A 23,854-nucleotide genomic window follows, 5' to 3' on the forward strand; every position below is an offset into this window, starting at 1 on the left:
TTTTAACGTAACGTTTACAGTCTGAATGTCTCACTCTGGCTTCCCGCAATATCGAGATTCAGGATGCCTTTCACAATACGTCCCGATGCCTCTTCTGCAAAGTCAAGCCCGGAATAGTCAGGATTGAATCCGCCCATATAAGGGACGGCCATCATGTAGACACGCTCATTATAGGCCCCAAACCGGTCCAAAACCTGAAAATAGTCATTAATCCCTATTCCTGGCACCTTCAGGTAGTAATTTCCGGAAGAATCCTGCTCAATATTTTCAATGCCATCTTTCAGCATAAGCCCAGCCGCAGCGTTATCCTTGAAAGATAGCCGGGCGGGATTGATGGTACCCGCATCGGCAAGGCCGGGGAAAGGAAATTTTTCGATTGAAATCTGGGGTTGGCCGGTACAATCTATAAATACGGGATAGTCGATACATTCAGGGTCAGCAGAAGGACCGTAATGGTAACGAACCCCGCCGTCCGGCATCGGCTCTTCATAAGTGTCACTTTCTACACTGAACAATTCCAGGCAGCCTGCTTGGTGCAGCGCGAGTATTTCCCGGCATGAGGACTGTGGCAGGAATGCTATGACGAGCGATATTAGCGGCTTAAGGTTTTTATTAAGCCTCAGCATGTCTTCAGCGGAAAAGTATTTGGCTGGATAATTCATTGCGAAGCTCAGCATTGCCAATAGCTCTTTCCAGTGAACGGATTCGTGCCGGCGTATTGATTTTTCGGCTTCTGCGTACTCGCCCCGCATCAGGTCAAACGGGTCCACAGTTTCCCTGAGCGACATTGCATCGGCAATAAAAGCTTCCATATCCATGTTCCTTATCCATTCATAATGTTCAGGATCTTTTTCGAGCAACAGCCTTTTGAAATCCCTTTCAAAAATATAGTCCAGTGAAACAAACCCGCCATTTTGCTCGCGGTGAGCCATCAGTTCGTCCCAGGTAAGCAGCGATGTATTTTTAAGCCTCGAATCATCCAGGTGGAAGCGTACCGATGGCAAATGGCCACCCCGGGAATGCAGGACGAGCTTAAACTTTGCACTTTCTTTTAGGGGGTTATAAGTTAAAAATCCATCGCTTCGTTCAGTAAAGGTGCCGTTGACCCGCGCCAAAGTGCGTATGGCATCAACTGCGGTAAGCGAAGCGCCTTTGATGGCGACACTGCAATTAACCCGTAATTTCAGCTTAGACGGGGGATATGGCGACTGGAAGTATCCTGCCTGGGCATTTTCTTTATCACTTGGCCAATTGTGCCCTGTGCATATCACAACATGATCGAAATTGAAATTTCCCAAATTTCCTGTTACGATCCGTACTGACGCCTTCTCGTCTGTAATGTCCGTTACAGTGGTGTTATAATGCACTTTAACCGAAACATTATTCTTTTCTGCTTTTTTGAGCAATAAATTGAAACTGTTTTCAAGATATTCCCCAAATATCAGGCGGGGCAGTACCCTGTAAGCTGAAAATCCTCTGCGCTCAATGCCGTAAGCTTTGAGGTGGCCGTCCGGTTGCAGTGCAATCCAGTTTTCAAGCGATATGCCTAACGCCGGGATTTCATTGGCCGAAACATTGGTTACATGTTCGGCTTCAGCGCCAAACTTGCCATAAGGCATACCTACACCAAGCCGGTCATGCTGTTCAAATATATCTATATCAAATTTGGCATCGGTCTCCAACAACCGCTTGAGCATAAACAGTGCTGAAGGGCCGCCGCCAATAATGGCGATAGTTTTATGTTTTTTATCCATTATGTAAAAGGGAGAACTATTTCGTATTTAAAAGATGGTTTATAAGATTCCTGATCTTTCAGGCAAGGCGAATGGATCTTCTGTTTTTTAGTTGTAAGTTGCTGGCCATGGAATAAGCCCCCGCAGCAGCCAGGGTGAAAATGATATGTGCAATAAAGAGTTGGCGATAATAGCCATAGCGGTAATTGTGCGGCGGGTTGTCGTGGTTGGCAAACATCATTTTCCAGATAAGTATCCCTACAATACCGCTGGCGGCACCGGTTATAATAATACCTAACGGGGAGGGATTTTTTAGTGCCCTGCGCCAAATGAGCCAGTACGCCGCAACGAACGCAACTCCGGCCACGTAATGCAATCCCCAGCCCGCGGGGTGGCTTTCCTCGTCTTCAATTGCAGGAAGCGCGTCGGACCTTTGTATCAGCTTGTTGAGCATCACCGGCTCAAGGTACTGCTCATTCTCCTTTTTTGACCGCCAATAGCTGTACAGCGTCATAAAAGTCGTTCCGATTATTCCGGCCACAATTATTTTCTCAGCAGTTTTCATAATATTCAATAATAAAGCCCGCAGCAGGATTCCTGCTGCGGGTTGGTTTTATCTTATGCCCACGGGTCTAAAACGACCTTTACGCAACCATCTTCCTTGTTCTTGAAGATATCATAGGCGTGCGCAATGTCGGTCAGCGGCAGCCTGTGGGTAATGATGTCATCGAGCGTCACTTTTCCTTCCTTGACATATCCCAGCAGCTTATCGATGTGCTTATGGGCGGGCGCCTGGCCGCCCTTGAGGATGATGCCCTTGTCGAAGAACTGCCCGATAGGGAAGTTGTCGTACGTGGTGGGGTAGACACCCAACACCGATACGATGCCGCCCCTTCGCACCGCACTCATGCAGGCTTCCAGGACCTTTACAGAGCCTTTCTCAAAATTGACGACAGCTTTAGCCCTGTCCAAAAAGCTCCTGTCCGGCTCGAAGCCTACTGCCTCCACGCATACATCGGCACCACGGCCCTGCGTTATCGCCCGTATCTGCTCCACCACGCCTTTAGGGCCATCTTCCCACAAAACAGTCTCGCAGCCCGCTGTGGCTTTTGCCTTATCCAGCCTGTACTGCAGGGTATCGACTATTACCACGCGCGCTGCACCCCTGAGCCAGGCGCTCTTGGCAGCCATGATGCCTACCGGCCCGGCACCGAATATGGCGACTGTCTCGCCGCCCTTCACCTCACCCCAATCAATGCCGGTATAGCCTGTCGGGAAGATGTCGGTAAGGAACAGCACCTGCTCGTCGGTAAGGTTTTCGGGCACATGGCGCGGCCCGTAATTGGCGTAGGGGACCCTTACATATTGGGCCTGGCCGCCGTCATAGCCGCCGTACAGGTCGGTATACCCAAACAGTGCTCCTCCTTTTTCTGTCAACAGCCCGCCCTCAGGGCCGTAATGCTCAGGGTTGCTGTTTTCGCAATGCCCCGGAAGGTCGTGGTTGCAGAAAAAACAGCCTCCGCACGCAATAGGGAAGGGCACCACCACCCGGTCGCCTTTCTTCACATGGGTTACGCCTTTGCCGACCTCTTCGACAATACCCATGAACTCGTGGCCGAGCACCATTGGCCTCGGCTGGGGAATCCCCCCGGAGAAAATGTGCAGGTCGGACCCGCAGATGGCTGTTGCGGTGACCTTGAGTATGATGTCATCCTGGTTTTCGAGTTTTGGGTCATCAATGTTATCGCAGGTGATTTTGCCCGGCGCATGGATTACTGCTGCTTTCATAGTTATAGCTTTTAGATGTTCTTAGTTAACAAATTGCCGGCCTCTCATAAAATTACTTCCTATTGGACAACACATGGGCAGCGCCGGACAATATGGGAATTCAGTAAAGACCACGTCCCTCTATCTTGCTGCCGGCATCTCCCTTTATTGCCCCGGCTTGCGGTAGGGTCTCCTATGCCGTCCCCGGGGTTTCGCTCCGGTGGGGAGTTTGGCATCCTCGTCAGAAGGTGTTTTTTATAATAAGTTAGGATTCGAAGTCTCGGATAAGTTGCCTGTTGGCCGTTTGGCAGGAGGCTGCCGCAATAATTCCGCGGCAGCGGCATTGCCCTGCTGGAGGGCAAGGTCCAGGGCCGTCAGCCCACGTGCGTCAGTGATGTCTGCGCGAGCGCCATGCTCGAGCAACAGCTCTACGACATTATTGCGCCCGAACATCGCTGCAAACATCAGCGCCGTGCCGCCATTGCCGTGCTGGATATCCAGTCCTGCCCCGCGGCTGACCAGGATACAGGCGACTCCAGCATGCCCCTTGAAGCTCGCACCCATCAGGGCTGTATTTCCCCCGTTGTCTGCGAGGTCGGGATCGGCGCCCGCGTCAAGCAGTGCTGCCACGGCACCGGGCTGGTTGTTATAGGCTGCAATGATCAGTGGCGTAAAGCCCTTTTCATCGCGTACATTGACGTCGTCCAGCACGGAAAATATTTCCTCCAGCACCGGCACATTGCCCTGCCGTGCTGCCGCGAATAATGCCTGGGTAATTTCATCCATGGTAAGTTATTTTTAAAGCCATTACAAGGTACAAAATGCTGCTGTTGAGCCTCCTTAATGTTTTCCTAAATCTTCAATTCATCATCGGGAGCATCAAAGCTGATAGGGTAAGGCCTGTTAAAGCCAAGATGCTTTTCCGACATCAGCTTGCCCAGCACCACGATGCCGCTGCACGTCCAGGCCGCCCGGTAATCCATCCCGTCAAGAAACGGCAGCAGCTTTTGGAAGGTATCGTGCGATATCTTCTTAGCCAGGGCGATGTGCGGGGATTTCGCATTCGACCTCAGCAGCCCGGCCATTTCGGTGATGGGTTCCGGATCAGCAACCGTAAGGTAGACTGTCACGCTATGCCCGTGGTCAAAATGTCCCCATCCGTCAATAGTGACCGGGAACGGATGGCATTTCCCCAAAAGGTGACTTACTGCCTGCGGAAATGCCTCATCATCGGTAAGCTTTTCAGTGAGGGTGATGTGCGCAATGGAGTGCAGGTTGCGCTCACCGATACCCGCAACCTGGTCAAGTTCTTTTTTCAGCCGGGCAACATCCGCCTTTACCTCGTCGGGAGGCGAGATCACCACCAGGTACGCATACAGCGGTCCGAATAGCGATTCCTGGTTATATATCCTTTTCTTTGCGCACATGTGGCAGGGTTTAATAAAAAAAAGGTAAGCATCCCATGACGCCTACCTTTTGATCATGCCGGGATCCCGGCTATTGTTTTTCCTCAAAGAATTGGCGCGCCCGCTTCAGCCCCGTGGCTATTGCCTCCCCTTCCTCAATCCCTTCTTTGAGCAGGGCGTTGGCGATCTCAACCGCCTTTTCCCGGATATCCTCGGGCTGGTTCTTATAAGAAGGGGGGTAATCCCCATTATACCACGGCATGGCTAAAGCGTTTCGGGCTGATCTTCGTCAGCAGCTTCCAGGTTAATGCTGTTGTAAGCGGCTTCGGTAAGGGCCTCATCCGCCTGCTTTTCCTCGGCCAGGGTTTCCTCCAGGAGCGCAGCGATATCGTCATGCCCCAATATTTTTGCAAACGCGGCAAGGGTGCCGTATGACGCGATTTCGTAATGCTCGATCTTCTGCGAGGCCGAAATGATCCCGGCATCCCTCACAGGCCCGGCTTCTGTTTCCTCCAGTATCCCTTCGCCTTCCTTGATAAGGCCTTCCATAGCATCACATTTTTTGCCCCGGTCGGATTCGCCGAGAATTTCGAAGACCTGCTGCAGGCGTGAAACCTGGCCCTCGGTGACCGCGATGTGGTCTTCGATAGCCATCTTCAGGCTGGCATCGGTCGCATTGTTTGCCATCTTGGGAAGCGCTTTGAGCAAGGCGCGCTCGGCGTAGATGATATCTTTCAGCTCATCCACAAAAAGTTCCCTGAGCCCTTCCGCAGCCGAAGGCTTCGCTGCAACTTTTCTCCCGCTGTCGTTCTGGTTGGTAGAATCTGCCATGATATAGGTGTTTTAAGATTATGCCTTAAAATTACGGCACAGGATGTACCGGCTATGGTAAGCTTTTCTTAATTTGCTAATTTTTAACATCTTACTCTTTTTCAAGTTCCCTGATAATCAGTTCCGCCGTCCGGTCGATCGCCTGCATTATAATCGCTTCGGCACTGCCCCTGTACACTTCGGCATGCGCTACGAAACCCTTGGGGTACAGGATATGGATGAACATCGTACCGACAGGCTTGTCAGGTGTTTCGCTGCCTCCGGGGGACACCAGGCCGGTGACGGCGACAGTGATGTCGGACCTGAACAGCTTTGATGAATGCTCCGCCAGCGACTGGGTCACCTGTGCTGATTCGGGTGTGTGTTCCGCGATAAGCTGCGGTGGCACCTTTATCAGCTTTTCCTTGACAAAAACCTTGTAGCAGGATATACCGCCAAGCAGTATCTCTCCCGATTTAGGGGTAAGTGAAAATTCGGAGCACATCCTTCCGGCGGTGGCGCTCTCGATGAATGCGATGCTATAGCCTTTTGCGGCTATGGCCTTGCTGCAGTCCGATACTAATTTAGATGGCATAATTGGCAGGTTTTATTCACCGGTTTCATTATTAGGGGCGTCGACGGGTTTCGATTGGGGCGAACCGATTTGGCGAAGATAGACCGACAGGATGACTATGGCAAAGACCGACAGGAACTCGCTCTGCCAGTTCTGGAAAGATTCGAACCAGAACCGCGGCTCCAAGAGGTATCCCGAAGCATCAAGTGCGGGTTTGCCTTTGCTTACGCGCTGGACGTTCTCATCGCGCAGGCTCCCGCTGAAATGAAGGCAGCAGCTCACGGCGAATAAGCCAAGGAGGGCTATGGTAAGGGAATGCTTGTAGAGAACCAGCACCCATCCCCCGCGGCGGACCGGCCACGGGGCGCCGGTGCGTTTTGGGTCGGGCTTCCGGTCAACTTCCTCCTTCTTATCCGGGTCCTTGCTTTCCGAGGAGCCCTTCTGGATAAGGAAGATCGTAAGCACAACGAACAGTGCCATCTGGAGAAACTCGGACTCCCAGTTTTCGAAGGTCGCCTGCAGGAAATGGCCCGAGGAAAGGTAGTTTCCCAGGTTTGCGGGAAGCATGCCGTTATCCGCCAGTTCCTGGTTGTATTCCTTAAGCCCAAAGTATACCTGGCCCGCAACAGCCAGCAGGAAGAGCAGGAAAAATGCAAGTGACAGGGCGTTATTGCGCGCGAAGGCCTTCATATTTTTTTTACCATAAAGTTAGCCTCTGTACCTGAAGTTTCCATAGGATTTAGAAAAAAATTAGCTATCATGTACATCAGGTTCTTATAGCCGTACGTCTTTTGCGTGTTTTTTGCAACTTTTTGAACGAAATTGTAAATTTTCAGTTAGGCCCAATAATGTAACTTCACAGCCATAACACCTATAGCCATGAAAAAGTATTCGCTCGATCCTGACGGTATTTCAGCGTTCCACGACATGATAGGCGCCCTGGGGGACGAAGGGCTCGTCCGGCACGCACAGGCTGCCTCCACCGACTTCCTCAGCTGGGCCGCCGGCAACTTTGAACTGGACGTGAGTCTCTTGGAGGAACTTCGCGCGCTACCGGGGCGTTTCCTGCTGCAGGCGGGCTGGTGGGCCGGCGCATGCCTTGTAGGAAGGATGCCGCTGCATTTCCTGTTCAGCTGCCTGGTACGCAGGGCGTTTTAATAAAACTATAACAGTCAAACGCTGCCGTTATCGGGTGAAAAGCCCTATCTTTATCGCCAAAGACCAACGCTATGAGTAAAAGAGGGCCGATAATTGTCATTGATGACGATGAGGATGACAGGGAGATAATGAGGGAGATCTTAGAGAGCCTGGGCCAGGAGAATGCCGTAGTGACATTGCCTGACGGTGATACGGCGCTCGATTACCTCAGAAATACTGCCGTCAAGCCCTTTATGGTCATTTCCGATATCAATATGCCAAAGATGAACGGATATGAGCTTCGCGACCGCATATTGCGCGACGAGCTGCTGAGCCGGAAATGCGTACCCTATATCTTCTTTACGACGTCTGCGGCCGAAGAGACGGTCGAGAAAGCATACCAGCTTTCCGTGCAGGGGTTCTTTCATAAGGTCAATGATTATAACCATTACCGCTCGCTTTTGGAAAAAGTCCTTTCGTATTGGAAAGAGGCAGATATACCAAAATTAGGCATCGCATAAAAAAGAATTTAAAAATCCCTATTCATTTATCGTTGGTAAGGTGTTCAACGACACATGCCAGAGTGCCTGATTCCGTCAGATAACAGTATCCGTTGTCTGCCGGGGCTGAACAGGATAGCTTATGGATTGGAGACCTTGCTGGTTTTGTCGGAGGTAGGAGCAGTCCCGCGCCGCACAGAAACCCGCAAGACAGGGTTCTATGCGGTGTGGCGCGATTTTCAGACGGGCAGGGACGATGCCTTGAACTCCCCAAGGTTCAGGAAGCAGCCCCTATTGGCTGTATAGCCGTTCCGGAATAGCTGCCATAACAGCGAGCAGCCTGCCTGTGCAAGGGTGCTGTTGATGAATAAGTCCTGCCTCTCAAGGGCTTCGGCGAGGGAGCAGCTTGGCGCATTATCCGTGTCGGATTGTCGCAGCAACTCCCCAAATTCTTCCGTAATGAACGGCAGGCATTCCACCGTTTCAAACTTGTCCGAATTCGGCTGCTTTACCTTGCCGATAGTGGACAGGATAACCTGCCCCGTGTCCCTGCTGTTCCCGAAATCCATCCAGTACCTTGGGATATTGGCATAGTGCTTCCTGCCATCGTCCCGCAGCAATGCCTCGGCGATGGCAAAGCGTGCAGCTGCGCTGTCCACGCAGGATATATAAAGGGCAGCCCTTACGTTGGTATCTGCATCAAATCGCCTGTTCACGGCTTTCCACATCGTGCCGAAAAATCGGTTGCAGCGCGTTATCAATGCAGCAGATTTTGAAAGCCCGACCTCACACTCGGCGAACAGCTGCCTGCCACGGTTGGCTTCGGTCACTACATCATCGTCCCACAGGCTCACCTGAAACCCTGCATGCCCGAGGGCTTGCAGGCTATGGCTCATCCGTGCGAGGGCGGTCAGTACCTGTGAGCCTGTGCCGCCCGCCCCGATGAGGCAGACTTCGATGGCGTTGGTCGGGTTGAGCAGTTCGGGGGCTATAAAATGGGCTTTTGGTTTCATCAGAACAGGTCTTTAAGGGTTTTACCATTGGGCAGCGATACATCGACAGGGAAGGGGCTTCCCGTTTCCATAAGTTGTTTATACAGGCTTACGAGGTTGCCGTGGACGGGGGAGTTCCCGCCGATGAAGTGGCTGAAATAACTATCAAAGAAATATCCTTCCCATGCGGCGATGAATTCCTCAAGCGAGGCGGTCTTTGAAATTTTTACACTTACGTTTCCCATACACACGTTCCCGTTTTCATACAGGTTCATAAACGGGGCGTAGCAGAGCGGTGTATTTAGGCTTAACTTTCTCTTGCCTTTGCCTTTCAGGGCATAGAGGAACAGCCTGTTCCTGTCCGCTGCCCACACCAAGGCAGGCAGATGAAGCCGTCCTGACGGCAGCCCGAGGCTATCGGCAAAATGCAGGGTTTTCGCCTGCGGCTTGGTGTACCATACCACGCTCCCTTTTTCGCAGGGGTTGAGATGCAGCACACAGGGAGGCAGTAAACCCTCCGGTCGCAGGAAAGCTTTTTCAGCTTCCTTCCTGACATCGAGTGCCTTGGCAAGCCCACGCGCTTCCCGCAGGGTAAGCGGCCGCGGATTTAGAGGGCATCCGTTGTCGTCCATATCGTAATGCTCAATGTACAGTCTCTGCTCATTGCCGTCGGGCTTGAACAGCACGAGGGCGGCGGCGGGGTGGTACAGCGTTGGGCTATCGGTTTCCATACTCTTTGTTGTTTAGTATATCGCATAAGTCATCCATCAGGCGGAAGAGCCTGCATTCAAAATCAAGGCTATCGTTCTCGTGCGCCCGACCGTCAAAGATGCGGCGCAGTACAGGCTCTTGTATCTGCGTGTATTCGCCGAACTCGGCGTTCACGCATTCGGACAGGGTTTGGTACAGCCACCCTTTCGTATTGGCGCAGAAGCTGATGTATTTGTCCATCGTGATGCAATCCTCATCGCCATAGTCGTCGGGGTCGGGCAGTACGCTCCCGTCTGCATTGCGGTACAGGCTCTCCTGCGGGTAGTCCCGTATCAGTTGCAGGCAGTCGTGCGCCAAGGATAAGCAGTCCCAATCATAGGCATCGCGCGGGACAAGTTTTTCGGCATTGGCTTGCAGGTGCTCAAGGCTGTAGGTGTTCCACAGCCTGCGCTGCATCACCGCGCCGATATGCTGCGCCTCGTGCAGCTGCGAGCGTTGCTGCCAGTAGTGTTCCTGCTCCCATCCCTCGGGGTCGGCTTCGACCCACTCGGCTATCATATCATATTGCCAACAGAGGTAACTGCCCTCATCACGGTAATGCGGCATCCCTGCCCTGTGGAACAGGTAGCCGCACACCCCGAGCAGCAGGGCTGCCCCTTTGCGCCGACTGCGGTCTTTCATCAGGTAATGCAGGGGTACGAGCGGGATGTAATAGAGCGTATTGCCCGTGCAGTACGTTTCTGTGGCGGCAAGGCAGGCCGTATTATCCTGCTGCTGCACTTCAAGGGAGATACTTTCCTCCTTTACCTTTCGCAGCAGCTTATCCGCTTCCCACAGGACTAATGCCCTGCTGTAGGGATAGCCGAGGTGGTGGGTCGGTGTGAGGGAAATGCCGTAATGCGTTGTGAGCAGCCCGAGGGAGCGGAAGAAGGCTTCTTCTTCCTGTGGGGCTGCCACAGTTCCCTGCCCTGCAAGGTGGGGCAGGAAGCGGCATTTCAGAAAACCATAGGCAGCAGCCCCTGTGGGGCGGATTGCAGCCTGTCGCGCTGCACCTCCGCGGCATCCCTTCGGCGGGAGAGTTGCAGGATGAATTCCCCTGCGCCTTGGTGCAGCTGCTTTTGGCTTCTGTCTTGGGGCAGGCGAAGCTGCCCCGCTATAGTGTGTTGCATCGTCCATAATATATAGTTTATCCTTTAGTCCCCATCAGGCTCTCAAAGCGGTATTGCACCGCATCGTTATCAATCACGGGGCCGCTGACTTTAGCGGTCGTGAGCAGGGGGTAGGTGTTGGCATAGAAGTGCAAGACCGCATCCACGCTCCACGCGGGGTCGGGGTCAGCCAAGGTAATCTCTGCCTGCTGTTCCTTCATCGTGAACAGCCTCGGCATCAGGTGTGTTGTCATCATAATCTTGGGTATTAGATTCTACAAGTGTCTCGGGGGCGGCAGCCACGAACAGGTCGGGAGCGAACTGCTTCGACAGGCTTGCCCTGCGCGCGCGCAGCGTATCGGCTCGGTCAGGATAGTCGGAAGGCTGCGGCACTTTGCTCCACGCGTCCTTAAATTTTCCTTCTGCCTCGAGGGCATCCACCTGCGCTATCGCCTCAAGGTATTTCTTCTCCTTAGGATCTTGCGGTACAGCCTTTTCGGCTTTGTCCGCTTTATCGCTTTTCTCCGCCTTTTTCTTTCCCATTGCGGATTGCTTCTTCGCTTCTTCCTGCCCTTTGAGGAACTGCTCCATATTGAGAAGCAGCTGGGGTCCAGTTAGACTTCAAAGACGCAGACGACAAAGGCAACTTTGCGGTGAAGCAGTACCATGAGAATTATGGCTACGACCTTGAGGCCACTTTGGCAAAGCATCCCATTAAGGAACTGGAGAACAACTCCCACAGGGATGATCTTATTAATTCGCTAAAAAAAGGCAACCTGCAATCTGCTACTTTCATAAAGGACGGGCAGGAAGTGAAGCAGTACATCGAGGCTAACCCGCAGTTCAAAAGCCTGAACATTTATGATGACGCCCATAAGCGTGTCGATGTCAATCAGGCCAAAGCCCAAGGTGAATCACAGCATGAAGGCCAGCGCCAGAAGGAATCTCAGAAATCCAAAGCGGAAGAGGGCGACGAGGATGGCCCCGGTGAGCAAAAAGAGAAAAAGCAGCGTCGTAAATCCAGAAGCATATAATCATGAACTTACTTGAGCCCCTTACCGCCTTCTTTGAGCGAACGCGCAGCGACCAGCGTATAGGCAATACGCATATCGGCATTTACGCGGCACTCTTGCAGTACCGGCTGGAAAGGGGCTTTTGTAATCCTGTGGATGCCATCAGCACCGAAATTATGGACATTGCCAAAATTTCCGCGCATAAGACCTACTATCGCTGCCTTAAAGAAATGAATGAATATGGTTATCTGCGTTATGTGCCCTCCAAAAAAAAGAACAGGGCCAGCAAAATTTATTTTCAGGTTTGACGGTAAAACTTTAAAATGGACGAAATGGAAGATGGTGTTACCAAAGAAGATCTACGCCAGTTCGGGATGCTCCTGATCGGCACAATCCGAAAAATGATAGAAGGGTCGAAGCAGGCAGAAACTGGAGAAGTTGAGGTAGAATGGCTAAAAGCACGGGTTGTCAGGAAAATGCTGGATATTTCAGCTGCTTCACTCCAAAATTTAAGGATAACCGGTAAAGTAAGGTTTAAAAAAGTTTTAGGGTCGTACTACTATAATAAAAATGATCTACTACAATTATTCAACAATGAAAGCAAACCGGATCAACATTGAAAAGTTCTATACCAATTTGAAAATATTCGAACTGGATAAACGCTTAAATACATGGCATTTTTCATTGCTTGTAGCTCTTCTCATAATTGCGATAAAGCAGGGAAGGATTGTGAAGCTAAAGGTAAGCAGGCGCAAAATTATGTCCCTCTCTCATATAAAGACTCTACCAACCTATCATAAATACTTGAAAGACTTACAAGATTTTGGGTATTGTAGTTACAGGCCATCATACCATCCCGGGGTGAGGAGTGAAATTGATCTAAACAACCTGTACTTTTAGGTTGTTTTTTTTTATGATCTCATTGTTTGAGACCAGTTTTTAAGTTCGTATTTTCTTTGTAAATTTGTTAAAATCGATTTGGTATGACGCAAAACAAATCAGGGTCTCCTCTTAAAGTTATGGTGGCATCAACCATCTATGGTTTTGAGTATCCAATCAGTCAGGTTTGCACAATTCTTAAGGAATATGGTTACGATGTGCTTAACTCCCATATGAAAACCATTCCGGTTGACCCTCGTCTCTCTAATACAGATAATTGTTTAGCAGCAGTACGTAGTGCTGATATTGTGTTTGGAATTCTGAGGCCCCGCTATGGCGCGGCGCCGGGAGATGAATATTCTATTACCCATCTTGAAATGCTCGAAGCTATCGCTCTGAATAAACCAAAATGGTTTATAGCGCATCGGGACATATCTGTTGCCAGACAATTACTTAAACAGTATATGTATTTAGAAGATGGAAAAACTGCAAACCCCCATTTTAAATTTAATGGTATTCCTATACTTGATGATATTCGGCTCATCCATCAATATAATGATACTATCCGGAATGAAGTGAAACCTGCTGATCGCGTAGGTCATTGGGTGGACGAATTTTATGATGTTCCGGACATCATACAGTGTGTAAAGACTCAGTTCCATGATTTAGAGCGTGTAAGAAATATTGTTGAACAAATGAATCCCCAACCATGAGAGAAGAAGAACTTATTCGCGATTTAATAAATTCAGGTGAAGGGGAGCAGCTTGAATTTAAGCAGTCTGTACATCAGGAATCCATAGGCATGACTCTATGCAGTTTCCTAAATACAAATGGGGGGCGGATTATAATAGGTGTTAATGATGAGGGTGCTATAAAGGATATTCCTGATATTGATGCAGTGGTAGAGAGGCTCAAAAGATACTTGGTAGCTTCTATTGTTCCAGAGGTACCCATCACTATAAGTAAAGATTATTTTGAAGGGCACAGTCTAATCATGGTCAAAGTGTATAAGGGTTCAAATCCCCCCTACATATTTGATGGCAGTATTTATTACCGTAGAAAAGATTTAAGTGTAAAAGCAACTTCGCAAGAGATATCAGAATTAATACACGGAAGGAGACAATCAGATGTTCATTGGGAGAGAAAGCCTTCGTTGCCTGTTGAATTTGAGGATTTGGATGAAAAACTGATTAAGAAGACGATTGAAGAATCGAGAATTAACCATCGGAGTAATTTTAATTCAGAAAGTATTATTGATTTTCTATCTCACTTTGGATTATATCAAAATGGCTATTTTACTAATGCTTGTGTAGTTTTGTTTGCCAAATACCCGGCAAAATTTTTACCACAGGTTAGAGTGAGACTTACAGAATATGGAGACAGTAAAATTGGAGATTCGTTGATTAGGGATGAGGTATTTGAAGGCAATTTATTCGATACCAGGGATAAACTTGAAAATTATATCAACAATCTTGGTATACGTAGTGCCTTTTCAAATAACCAATGGAAGCGCATTGACTTTAAGTTTCCAACCAAAGCCTTGCAAGAAGGAATAATTAATGCCCTCATGCATAGAGATTACAGCAATGTGTCTAGTGGAGTAGCCATAAGTGTTTACCCAGATAAATTAATTATATCAAATAGTGGCCATTTGCCAAATAATATTAAAGTCAGTGAATTGCGAAAGAGCCATATCTCACATCCAGTGAATCCGGATATCGCTCATATTGTTTTCTTAAGAGGTTTAATTGATAAGTTAGGTCGAGGTACACTTAAAGTTATTGACGAATGTCAGAAGGAAGGTCTTAAAGATCCAATCTGGAAAGATGGTAGAGATGGAATCACCCTCACTTTTAATGGTCCTAAACTTGTAACTAAGCGTCCAATAATTAAAAACATTCATTTTAAAGATTCACTTCGTGATTTAAATGATGGTAATAATGATGGTAATAAGGTTATAGATAGTAAGGTATATAAAATTGTTGAAACAATAATTAATGATGCTGTAGATGATGGAGCTATCAGTCAAGTAGGACCGGTAATTATTGAGGAGCTATCTAACATTATACAATTGCTAATAGCACAAGGAGAAGTAACAACGACTGATATAACTAACTATATAGATAAGTCAAAGCCAACGGTCGAGCGTTATATAAGTTTAGCAAAGAAAGTAGGTCTGCTAAATTATAGGGGTACACGTAGACAAGGAATATATTATCTGACTGATAACGTTAAATCTAAATTAGATCAACTTTGATGAAATGATAACTGTGATATCCATCATGATAGTGTAGTACTAGTATAATGATGGTACTAATGACGGTAATGATGATGGTAATGATGAGGGTAATAATGATGGTAATGAAGATGGTAATGAAGATGGAATAATAATGTAAAATGATATATACAATTTGATGGAGTATCGCAACATCATAAATGACAATAGAATTTTTATGATATAAATTAAGTTTGCCTGTTCCTACGAATATGAAATCAATTATTGACAAGCATTTCAACGATGGAGCCCGATTACTATCTTCAAGATTTTAAGTCACATTACTTTACCTTCAGATTTACAAGATCTAATAATAAACTTGTAGCAAATCATGGCAACACTGACAACATTTTTATAAGCAGAAAACATTTGGTAGGTTATATTAAGGGTTCACTCTAAAACCCCTGTCGCACTACCTTTATATATGTTATTGCAAGTCTTGAATAGTTTGTAATTTTCGTATGGTGACAATTATAGTAAATTGCGATTGCGTATTTGTAAATTTTTATACTTTTACATTATGAACAAAGTAAGGCACATCTTAACCATTTTATTCTCAGTTTATCTGCTGAGCATGATGGTACTGCCATGCAGCGAGTCACATGCGCAGGAGGCTTCCTTACATAGGACCGCCTCACAAGAGCATGACGACCATGATCATGGTATGGAGATCTGCACGCCTTTTTGCGTGTGCGGGAGTTGTGTGGCTGCAATAGTGTTACATTCCCCTGTTGATTATGATTTTCTTGATATTGAAAATACAATCTTCAGGGAAATATCGAATTTCTACCAATCTGTAGATTCGCAATTTTTTGGTTCGATCTGGCAACCACCCCAATTAGTATAATGATGACCGGCGATGAGCCGGATTATGCCGCTTGCTTATAGGTGGCTTATAATACCTAAATCATTATACTAATGCATTATCAATGTTAGATAAAATTATTCATTTTAGCATCAACAATAAATTCATTGTTGGCTTGCTCACCTTCGCACTGGTTGTTGTAGGATCATACTCGTTGTACAACCTACCTATCGATGCGCTGCCTGACATTACTAATAATCAGGTACAAATAATCACAAGTTCTCCAACGCTGGCAACCCAGGAGGTTGAGCAGTTGATTTCATATCCAATAGAACAATCTGTAAAATCAATACCAAGGGTGGTAGAACTTCGGTCTATAAGCCGTTTCGGCCTTAGTGTGGTGACAGTTGTCTTTGAGGAAGATGTCGATATTTACTGGGCCAGGGCCCAGATATCGGAACGTATAAAAGAGGCCGAGGAAATAATTCCAAAAAGTTTGGGTACTCCTGAAATGTCGCCAATCAGCACAGGATTGGGAGAAATTTACCAGTATGTTGTTTTTCCCAAAAAAGGATATGAGGACAAGTATGATGCAACAGAGCTTCGGACCATACAGGACTGGATCATCAAGCCGCAGCTTACCGGCACTAAAGGCGTAGCGGAAGTCAATACCCTTGGAGGGATGCTAAAGCAATATGAAATTGCAGTACAGCCGGACCGCCTGAAGAGTATGAACACTACCGTTTCTGAAATTTTCGAGGCGCTTGAAGCCAATAATGAAAATACCGGGGGCGCTTACATAGATAAAAAGCCATACGCTTATTTTATCCGCGGGATTGGCATGGTCAGCAGTATTGACGATATCAACAAGATTGTAATTAAAAACGTCAATGGCATTCCTATCCTGATCAGGGACGTTGCAAAAGTACAGATCGGATCTAGTATCCGGTATGGCGCTGTTACAAAAGACGGCAAAGGCGAAGAGGTAAGCGGTTTTGTCATGATGCTAAAGGGCGAAAACAGCGGCCAGGTTGTGGAGCGTGTCAAGGAAAAGATGGAGCAGATCAAAAAGTCCCTTCCTGAAGGGGTTGCAATCGAACCGTTTATCGACAGGACCAAGATGGTAGATAACGCCATTGGTACTGTACAGACCAACCTTATTGAGGGTGCACTTATCGTTGTTTTCATATTGGTGCTGCTCCTAGGGAACTGGCGCGCAGGCCTGGTAGTGGCATCGGTTATCCCACTGGCACTTTTGTTCGCAATTACCATGATGAAACTTTTTGGCGTAAGCGGTAACCTGATGAGCCTTGGGGCAATTGACTTCGGTATTATTGTAGATGGAGCGGTAATTATCGTGGAAGCAATTATCCACAGGCTTGAAGTCAGGAAGAAAGAAAAGCTCTCCGCTGCGCAAATGAACGAAGAGGTGTATACTGCTGCATCTAAAATCCGCAGCAGTGCCGCATTCGGCGAAATTATTATCCTAATCGTATACCTTCCAATCCTGGCACTGGTAGGTGTTGAAGGTAAAATGTTCGGGCCAATGGCACAGACCGTATCCTTTGCTATTCTGGGTGCCTTCATACTTTCACTGACCTACGTGCCGATGATGAGCGCGCTCGTGCTTAAAAAGCAGACGGGGCATACCCCTAATTATAGTGATAAGATCATTTCATCCATCTACAAGGTATACCATCCACTGCTGGAGAAAGCTTTGCATGCAAAAGGGATAATAATTGGCGCATCGGTAGCCTTATTTGCCATGGCGCTGCTGGTGTTTAACTCGCTAGGAGGTGAATTTATCCCGACACTGGATGAAGGTGATGTAGCGACGCACCTCATTATAGCCTCAGGAAGTTCGCTTTCGCAGGAAATTGAGGCAACAACCAAGGCAGAAAAAATTCTGATGTCAAAGTTTCCGGAAATCAAGATGATTGTAACCAAGATAGGAAGTGCTGAAATTCCTACTGACCCGATGCCTATTGAAGCGGGGGACATGATCATTATACTTAAAGATAAAGACGAATGGACTTCAGCTGAAAGTAAAGAGGAGCTGATGGAAAAGATGGAGGAAGCCCTTGAGGAAATTCCCGGCGCAATTACAGAGTTTTCCCAGCCGGTACAAATGCGGATGAACGAGCTGATGACAGGTGTCAGGAGCGATGTTGCCATTAAAATTTTCGGGGAGGATATTGATATGCTGGTCAGCAAAGGGGACGAAGTTACGGAGTTGATTAAGGGTATATCTGGTGTTGCAGATGCGAAGGCTGAACGCGTTGCAGGGCTGCCGCAGATCACCATTCGTTACAACAAGGATAAGCTGGCATTGTACGGGCTTAATGTAGGTGACCTGAACAGGGTCATACGCATGGGTTTTGCAGGCGAAGCTGCCGGGATAGTGTATGAAGGCGAAAAGCGTTTCGATATGGTAGTCAGGTTGGAAGAAGAGAGCCGGCAGGACATCAATAACCTTAAGTCGCTTTATGTGACATTGCCATCAGGCAGCCAAATCCCTTTGGAACAGGTAGCTGATATTAAGTACGAAGACGGGCCGATGCAAATCAGCAGGGAGGACGGCAGGAGAAGAATTGTGGTGGGCTTTAACGTGCGGGGTGCGGATGTGGAATCTGTTGTCAATAAAATCCAGGATAAGCTTGGCGCTGAGCTGAAGTTGCCTTCAGGTTACTACGTAACCTATGGGGGGCAATTTGAAAATCTGGTGGAAGCCAATAAAAGGCTTATGATCGCAGTGCCTGCTGCGCTAGCGCTGATTTTTGTATTGCTTTATTTTACGTTTAAATCTGTTAAGCAGTCCCTACTAATCTTTACAGCAATTCCTCTTTCCGCCATTGGGGGCGTTTTTGCGCTTTGGATGCGTGATATGCCGTTCAGCATTTCCGCAGGTGTCGGCTTTATAGCACTCTTCGGGGTAGCGGTACTTAACGGCATTGTACTGATCGCTCATTTTAACCAACTTAAATCTGAAGGTATGCATGACATTTATAAACGCATCCATGAGGGTACTAGAGCCAGGCTGAGGCCGGTAATACTAACGGCAGCTGTAGCTTCACTCGGTTTCCTTCCAATGGCACTAAGCTCTGGAGCAGGTGCTGAAGTGCAGAAGCCGCTGGCAACTGTAGTTATCGGCGGTTTAATTACAGCAACACTATTGACGCTTGTAGTCCTGCCAATACTATACTACTATTTTGAAAAAGGATTTGGATATAAGCCAAAGCTTCATGAGGCAGTAATCGTTGCATTTCTATTTACAATTGCAGGAAATGCCCAGACTGCAAAAACATTGGACATAAATACCGCTATTAACACGGCGGTACAGAATAACAGGGGCGTACAGGCCTCAGTGCTTGAGAGCCGCATGCAGTCCCAGCTCAAAGGGACTGCTTTCGACCTGCCAAAAACAGAAGTTACAGGGACTTTCGGCCAGGTTAATACCGCGGCGCAGGATAAATATTTCAGCATTTCACAAACCTTCAGCCCTTTCGAGATAGGTGCCCGGCGGAAGTTACTGACCGAGAGCGCCACCGCAGCTGAGCTGCAGTTGGCAGTCACCAAACAGGAGATTGCCTTCAGGGTACGCCAGTCGTGGAACGCGATGCTATATTACTCTGAACTGAATAAGGTATTACAGGAACAGAACAGCTATATGCAAAAATTTGTCCGGGCTGCCGACCTGAAATTCAGGACAGGTGAGACCGGGTCGCTGGAGAATATTACAGCAGTGTCCAAGCAGCAGGAGCTTTTGCAGCAGATTAAGCAAAATGAAGCAATGATACGGGTTGAACGTTCAAAGATGAAAATCTTGCTGAACCTTGATAGCGATTTTGCTGTCTCCGATACAACCTTTACCCCTTTGTCTGCCATAGCGGCAAGGGATTCGGCACAGGTAAAACAGAATGCCAACGTAAAACTGGCCCAGCAGGAACTGGAAGTAGCTAAAGCAAGCATAAGGGTTGAACGTTCGGCACTTATGCCCGATGTTACTGCGGGATACTTTATTCAGTCAATGAGGGGAATGCAGGATGTTAATGGTACTCCGGTCAATTATGACAGCTCTTTGCAGTTCCAGGGATTCTCAGTAGGAATCGGTATTCCAATCTTTGCCGGGAGCGGGTCAGCGAGGATCAGGGCTGCCAAGACAAATGTAGAAGTGCAGCAGATGAATGCCGAATATTTGCAGGCGCAGCTGCAAAGCGAGTTCAAGCAGCAGTTGGAGCAGCTTACTACGTACGAATCGTTGGTGGCTTACTATCATGACACTGCGCTACCCAATGCCAAGATTATTGTAAACAACTCTACGAAAGCATATATGAATGGCGATATTTCCTATATTGAATATATGCAGGGACTTGAGACGGCATTAGATATCCGGACTAACTATATTAACGCCGTTAACAATCATAACCAGGCAGTGATCTACCTACAATACCTTTTGAACCAATAATTAATGACATGAAAAATATAAAGCTTAAACATGTATTATATATCATACTCGGGCTCGCCACAGTATTTGCCTTTGATTACTTCCTGCTCCGCAATACAGTCGAGGGCGATGCCCATGACCATGACCATGAGCAGGCAGAAGGTCTAAAAGCCGACGAACATAAAGAGACCGGCGCAATTAAGGAAGTTGAACTTAATGAAGCACAGTTTAACGCCTCATCAATAGAATTGGGCAGCTTCTCAATGAAAAATCTAAGTGAGGTTGTGAGCGCAAATGGCTACACTAAATTGCCCCCTCAGAACCAGGCTGACGTTTCCGTGCACATGACAGGCATTGTAAAGTCTATTAATGTCATTGAAGGGCAGTTTGTCAAAAAGGGACAGGTGCTTGCAACATTAGAAAGCCCTGAATTTGCCCAATTGCAGGAGGCTTACCTGACGTCCAAAAGCAACCTTGAGTTTCTGAGGCTGGAATTTGAGCGGCAGAAGATACTGAGTGAGGAAAATGTCAATTCAAAGAAGGTTTTCCAGCGCACCAAATCGGATTACGAAATTGAGAAATCCAGGCTTGCTTCACTCGACAGGCAGCTGACGGTGCTTAACCTGAGCAAGAAATCTGCCACTTCTGTTATGGCACTAACAAGCCCGCTGACAGGTTATATTACCGAAGTTAACGTCAAACTTGCCAGCAATGCGGAAGTAGGTAAGCCGTTGTTTACAGTTGTAGACAATTCTAAGTTGCACGTAGACCTTTTGGTCTATGAAAAAGATCTACAAAAAGTAAAGGAAGGCCAAAATATCCGTTTTGTGCTGACCAATCAGGACAATACTGAAATTGTAGGTAAAGTGTTTAATGTGAGTAAATCTTTTGAAAACGATACCAAGTCGGTAGCCGTCCATGCAGAGATACTAAACCCTACAAAATCACTAATTCCCGGAATGTATGTAAATGCGCTGATTGATGTTGGGACGCGACAGGTCCAGGCTTTGCCAACAGACGCAATTATCAGGGCAGACGGCAGAGAATATATTTTTGTTCTTGAAGAAGGACATGAAGAAACGTCGCATGATGAGCAGGAAGGTCACAGCCATGATGATGGGCACGACCATGGTCACGACCATGATGCTGAAGAGGGGCATTCACATGATGACGGACATGCTCATGAAGAAGGGAAGACCTATCATTTCCGCAGAATTGAGGTTAAGAGCGGTACCGCCCAACTTGGGTATGCGCAGGTAACAGTGCTCAAGGAAATTGATAAAGATGCCAAGATAGTACTTAAGGGGGCTTATTATATCCAAAGCCATTTAATCAAGAGTGAAGGCGGCGGAGGTCATGAACATTAAAAGTAAACTATGAAACTGCATACTTCCATGCCTACAGGCCTTACACAATACTATCAGCATGAGCTTTCGAGAGCAAGGTTTTTCAGCAGCAATGACATCGCAAATTGCTGGCACCATCTGGAACGGGCACATATAATCGGCCAAAAATATCCTTTCCCGCACACTGCCGTGCATTGGGAGATGCTGAAGTTCGGCTTTAGAATAAAAAGCCCTAAAGAAATTATAGGACAGCTGCCCCGCCTGCTGTTTGGTGGCGTAAAATCTTTTGTCGGGACAATACCGGTAGGAAATACGGGAGGAGCAAATGTACATCCCTTAAAGCCGATGCCGATTCCGGGTGATATACAGGAATTATTTAACAAATACGAGAAGTGATATGGAAGCATCAACAACAATAGAAGAAAGTAGCAATGGTTGGAAAAGCCATTGGGAACTGCTACTGGCAATAGCGATATTATTTGCCATGTTAACGCTGGAATATGGATTTGACTATGTCCCTGCGTTTCCGTTCAGCCTTATCATTTATGGTTCAGCCTATCTTTTGGCCGGATATAATGTATTGTACCTCGCTTGGCGAAAAGCTATTCGGGCAGACTTTTTCAATGAGTTCTTCCTGATGAGCGTTGCTACTATAGGTGCTTTTGCGATTGGGTCTTATAGCGAAGGCGTAGCGGTAATGGCTTTCTATTCCATAGGGGAGTGGTTTCAGGATGCTGCAGTGGATAAGGCAAAGCGAAGCATAAAAGCGTTGCTTGATATACGGCCTGACCAGGTTACAGTGCTTCGTGCCGATGGGGCGCAGACTGTTAATCCCAAAGAAGTTAAAACTGGCGAAACCATACAGGTAAAACCCGGGGAAAAGGTGGCACTTGATGGCGAATTGCTCAGCGAGAAAGCTTCTTTTAATACGGCCGCCTTAACTGGTGAGAGTAAACCGGATACCAAGGGTAAAGGCGAATCAATATACGCAGGTATGATAAATCTTAACACAGTAGCAGTAGTGCGGGTAACGAGCCTGTACCAAGACAGTAAACTAAGCAAAATTCTGGAAATGGTACAGGATGCCACAGCCCGAAAATCACAAACGCAGCTTTTTATAAGCCGTTTCGCAAAAGTTTACACGCCCATTGTGTTTGCCCTAGCCCTTTTAGTTTGTTTTGTTCCTTACTTCTTTGTGGAAACCTACGTATTTACGACATGGTTTTACCGTGCGTTAGTATTTCTTGTCATCAGCTGCCCGTGCGCCTTAGTTGTTTCAATACCGCTGGGCTACTTCGGAGGAATAGGCCTGGCCTCACGTAATGGCATACTATTCAAGGGGTCGAATTTCCTTGATGTTATGACCAATGTCAATGCCATCGTAATGGATAAAACAGGAACGCTTACCGAAGGCATCTTTAAGGTGGGGGAAGTAGTTGCTGAAGGTATAGATAAGCAAGAGTTACTCAGCCTTACAGCCGCACTTGAGAGCCAGTCAACGCACCCCATTGGTATTGCGGTCGTTGAACATGTGGGTAAGGATACTATAAAGGATGTGTCCGCTACTAATGTAGAGGAAATAACTGGCCACGGCCTTAAAGGGACTGTGCTGGGCAAACAGGTGCTGGCGGGCAATACCAAACTGATGAAAAAATTCAGTATCAGTTACCCACACGAAATCGATGCTATCGTATATTCTATTGTGGTGATAGCTGTAGATAAAAAATATGCAGGCCATATCATCGTAGCGGACAAAATTAAGGAAGATGCTGCACAAGCTATTGCCCAAATGCATACTATGGGTATTAAAACGGTTATGCTGTCCGGTGACAAGACAGCTGTCGTGAAAGAGGTTGCATCAACGTTAAGTATAGATGAAGCCTACGGCGACCTTCTCCCGGAAGGCAAAGTGGAAAAAGTGCAGGCACTTAAAGATAGCGGCATGAGAATTGCCTTTGTTGGCGACGGTGTCAATGATGCGCCGGTCGTAGCATTGGCTGATGCCGGAATTGCCATGGGAGGGCTTGGTAGCGATGCTACTATAGAGACTGCTGATATTGTCATCCAAAATGACCAGCCATCTAAAATTGTCACGGCAATAAAGGTTGGCAAACTAACAAAGAAAATAGTCTGGCAAAATATCATATTGGCCATGACCGTAAAAATACTTGTTTTGGGATTAGGTGCAGGAGGAATAGCCAACCTTTGGGAAGCTGTAATTGCCGACGTTGGCGTTGCACTCCTTGCCATCCTAAATGCGGTACGTATTCAGAGGATTAAATTGTAATACCTATATTTGAAAAATTAAAAATGA

26 protein-coding genes are annotated in these 23,854 nt (G+C 47.4%); 12 read left to right on the forward strand and 14 right to left on the reverse strand.

Features of this window, described 5'->3' with window-relative positions:
- Positions 1–14: 14 nt before the first annotated feature.
- From OGH69_RS01605 to OGH69_RS01645, 9 genes are all read right to left on the reverse strand, one after another.
- A complete protein-coding gene (locus OGH69_RS01605) occupies positions 15–1,754 on the reverse strand; it encodes an FAD/NAD(P)-binding protein (protein ID WP_265172685.1) in 1,740 nt (579 codons plus the stop codon).
- Between the two features lie 58 nt (positions 1,755–1,812).
- Entirely contained in the window at positions 1,813–2,298 is a 486-nt protein-coding gene (locus OGH69_RS01610) for a hypothetical protein (protein WP_265172686.1), read from the reverse strand.
- Positions 2,299–2,351: 53 nt separating this feature from the next.
- Positions 2,352–3,521, reverse strand: coding sequence for a zinc-dependent alcohol dehydrogenase (locus OGH69_RS01615; RefSeq protein ID WP_265172687.1), 1,170 nt, complete (start codon positions 3,519–3,521; stop codon positions 2,352–2,354).
- Positions 3,522–3,755: 234 nt separating this feature from the next.
- Complete coding sequence (locus tag OGH69_RS01620) at positions 3,756–4,286, reverse strand: ankyrin repeat domain-containing protein (RefSeq protein WP_265172688.1); 531 nt, start codon at positions 4,284–4,286, stop codon at positions 3,756–3,758.
- A gap of 65 nt (positions 4,287–4,351) precedes the next feature.
- Positions 4,352–4,927, reverse strand: a complete 576-nt coding sequence (locus tag OGH69_RS01625; protein WP_265172689.1) for a 2'-5' RNA ligase family protein — start codon at positions 4,925–4,927, stop codon at positions 4,352–4,354.
- Positions 4,928–4,997: 70 nt separating this feature from the next.
- Positions 4,998–5,168 carry a DUF2188 domain-containing protein gene (locus tag OGH69_RS01630; RefSeq protein ID WP_265172690.1) on the reverse strand — a complete coding sequence of 57 codons (171 nt, stop codon included), beginning with the start codon at positions 5,166–5,168 and terminating at the stop codon, positions 4,998–5,000.
- A gap of 2 nt (positions 5,169–5,170) precedes the next feature.
- Positions 5,171–5,737: a YciE/YciF ferroxidase family protein gene (locus tag OGH69_RS01635; protein ID WP_265172691.1), complete on the reverse strand. Its 567-nt coding sequence runs from the start codon at positions 5,735–5,737 to the stop codon at positions 5,171–5,173.
- A gap of 91 nt (positions 5,738–5,828) precedes the next feature.
- Positions 5,829–6,311 carry a CinA family protein gene (locus OGH69_RS01640; RefSeq protein ID WP_265172692.1) on the reverse strand — a complete coding sequence of 161 codons (483 nt, stop codon included), beginning with the start codon at positions 6,309–6,311 and terminating at the stop codon, positions 5,829–5,831.
- A gap of 12 nt (positions 6,312–6,323) precedes the next feature.
- The gene (locus tag OGH69_RS01645; RefSeq protein WP_265172693.1) at positions 6,324–6,980 is read right to left on the reverse strand and encodes a DUF6766 family protein; all 657 of its coding nucleotides are present in this window, start codon (positions 6,978–6,980) and stop codon (positions 6,324–6,326) included.
- A gap of 189 nt (positions 6,981–7,169) precedes the next feature.
- On the opposite strand from OGH69_RS01645, the gene OGH69_RS01650 reads away from it, so the two are divergent.
- Complete coding sequence (locus OGH69_RS01650; RefSeq protein WP_265172694.1) at positions 7,170–7,448, forward strand: hypothetical protein; 279 nt, start codon at positions 7,170–7,172, stop codon at positions 7,446–7,448.
- Between the two features lie 71 nt (positions 7,449–7,519).
- On the forward strand, positions 7,520–7,948 hold the full coding sequence (locus OGH69_RS01655; RefSeq protein WP_265172695.1) for a response regulator: 429 nt from the start codon (positions 7,520–7,522) through the stop codon (positions 7,946–7,948).
- Positions 7,949–8,166: 218 nt separating this feature from the next.
- On the opposite strand, the gene OGH69_RS01660 is transcribed toward OGH69_RS01655, so the two are convergent.
- The 5 genes from OGH69_RS01660 to OGH69_RS01680 are packed head-to-tail and all read right to left on the reverse strand — an operon-like array spanning position 8,167 to position 11,369.
- Complete coding sequence (locus OGH69_RS01660) at positions 8,167–8,940, reverse strand: PRTRC system ThiF family protein (protein ID WP_265172696.1); 774 nt, start codon at positions 8,938–8,940, stop codon at positions 8,167–8,169.
- The gene (locus tag OGH69_RS01665) at positions 8,940–9,650 is read right to left on the reverse strand and encodes a PRTRC system protein B (RefSeq protein ID WP_265172697.1); all 711 of its coding nucleotides are present in this window, start codon (positions 9,648–9,650) and stop codon (positions 8,940–8,942) included. Before OGH69_RS01665 ends, OGH69_RS01660 begins: the two co-directional genes overlap by 1 nt.
- Positions 9,637–10,806 (reverse strand): hypothetical protein, encoded by a 1,170-nt coding sequence (locus OGH69_RS01670; protein ID WP_265172698.1) that lies wholly within the window; start codon positions 10,804–10,806, stop codon positions 9,637–9,639. The genes OGH69_RS01665 and OGH69_RS01670 overlap by 14 nt, the downstream gene beginning before the upstream one ends.
- A gap of 10 nt (positions 10,807–10,816) precedes the next feature.
- The gene (locus OGH69_RS01675) at positions 10,817–11,032 is read right to left on the reverse strand and encodes a PRTRC system protein C (RefSeq protein WP_372339325.1); all 216 of its coding nucleotides are present in this window, start codon (positions 11,030–11,032) and stop codon (positions 10,817–10,819) included.
- Positions 10,965–11,369: a hypothetical protein gene (locus OGH69_RS01680; protein WP_372339320.1), complete on the reverse strand. Its 405-nt coding sequence runs from the start codon at positions 11,367–11,369 to the stop codon at positions 10,965–10,967. Before OGH69_RS01680 ends, OGH69_RS01675 begins: the two co-directional genes overlap by 68 nt.
- Positions 11,370–11,431: 62 nt before the next feature.
- On the opposite strand from OGH69_RS01680, the gene OGH69_RS01685 reads away from it, so the two are divergent.
- The 10 genes from OGH69_RS01685 to OGH69_RS01725 all read left to right on the forward strand — a co-directional run bounded on the left by OGH69_RS01685 (position 11,432) and on the right by OGH69_RS01725 (position 23,827).
- Positions 11,432–11,812, forward strand: coding sequence for a hypothetical protein (locus OGH69_RS01685; RefSeq protein ID WP_265172700.1), 381 nt, complete (start codon positions 11,432–11,434; stop codon positions 11,810–11,812).
- A 2-nt stretch (positions 11,813–11,814) separates the two neighbouring features.
- Positions 11,815–12,099: a hypothetical protein gene (locus OGH69_RS01690; protein WP_265172701.1), complete on the forward strand. Its 285-nt coding sequence runs from the start codon at positions 11,815–11,817 to the stop codon at positions 12,097–12,099.
- Positions 12,100–12,114: 15 nt separating this feature from the next.
- Positions 12,115–12,411, forward strand: a complete 297-nt coding sequence (locus tag OGH69_RS01695; protein ID WP_306354340.1) for a DNA-binding protein — start codon at positions 12,115–12,117, stop codon at positions 12,409–12,411.
- A 363-nt stretch (positions 12,412–12,774) separates the two neighbouring features.
- A complete protein-coding gene (locus tag OGH69_RS01700) occupies positions 12,775–13,383 on the forward strand; it encodes a DUF4062 domain-containing protein (RefSeq protein ID WP_265172703.1) in 609 nt (202 codons plus the stop codon).
- Positions 13,380–14,927 (forward strand): RNA-binding domain-containing protein, encoded by a 1,548-nt coding sequence (locus OGH69_RS01705; RefSeq protein WP_265172704.1) that lies wholly within the window; start codon positions 13,380–13,382, stop codon positions 14,925–14,927. Before OGH69_RS01700 ends, OGH69_RS01705 begins: the two co-directional genes overlap by 4 nt.
- 538 nt (positions 14,928–15,465) lie before the next feature.
- Positions 15,466–15,792, forward strand: a complete 327-nt coding sequence (locus OGH69_RS18240; RefSeq protein WP_372339321.1) for a DUF6660 family protein — start codon at positions 15,466–15,468, stop codon at positions 15,790–15,792.
- A gap of 82 nt (positions 15,793–15,874) precedes the next feature.
- Complete coding sequence (locus OGH69_RS01710; RefSeq protein WP_265172705.1) at positions 15,875–20,215, forward strand: CusA/CzcA family heavy metal efflux RND transporter; 4,341 nt, start codon at positions 15,875–15,877, stop codon at positions 20,213–20,215.
- A gap of 8 nt (positions 20,216–20,223) precedes the next feature.
- Entirely contained in the window at positions 20,224–21,561 is a 1,338-nt protein-coding gene (locus OGH69_RS01715) for an efflux RND transporter periplasmic adaptor subunit (RefSeq protein WP_265172706.1), read from the forward strand.
- A gap of 9 nt (positions 21,562–21,570) precedes the next feature.
- Complete coding sequence (locus tag OGH69_RS01720) at positions 21,571–21,936, forward strand: DUF3703 domain-containing protein (protein WP_265172707.1); 366 nt, start codon at positions 21,571–21,573, stop codon at positions 21,934–21,936.
- Position 21,937: 1 nt separating this feature from the next.
- Entirely contained in the window at positions 21,938–23,827 is a 1,890-nt protein-coding gene (locus OGH69_RS01725; protein WP_265172708.1) for a heavy metal translocating P-type ATPase, read from the forward strand.
- Positions 23,828–23,854: the final 27 nt, after the last annotated feature.

Origin of the sequence: Flavobacterium sp. MFBS3-15 (assembly GCF_026107645.2) — a bacterium.
Taxonomy (GTDB): domain Bacteria; phylum Bacteroidota; class Bacteroidia; order Flavobacteriales; family Flavobacteriaceae; genus Flavobacterium.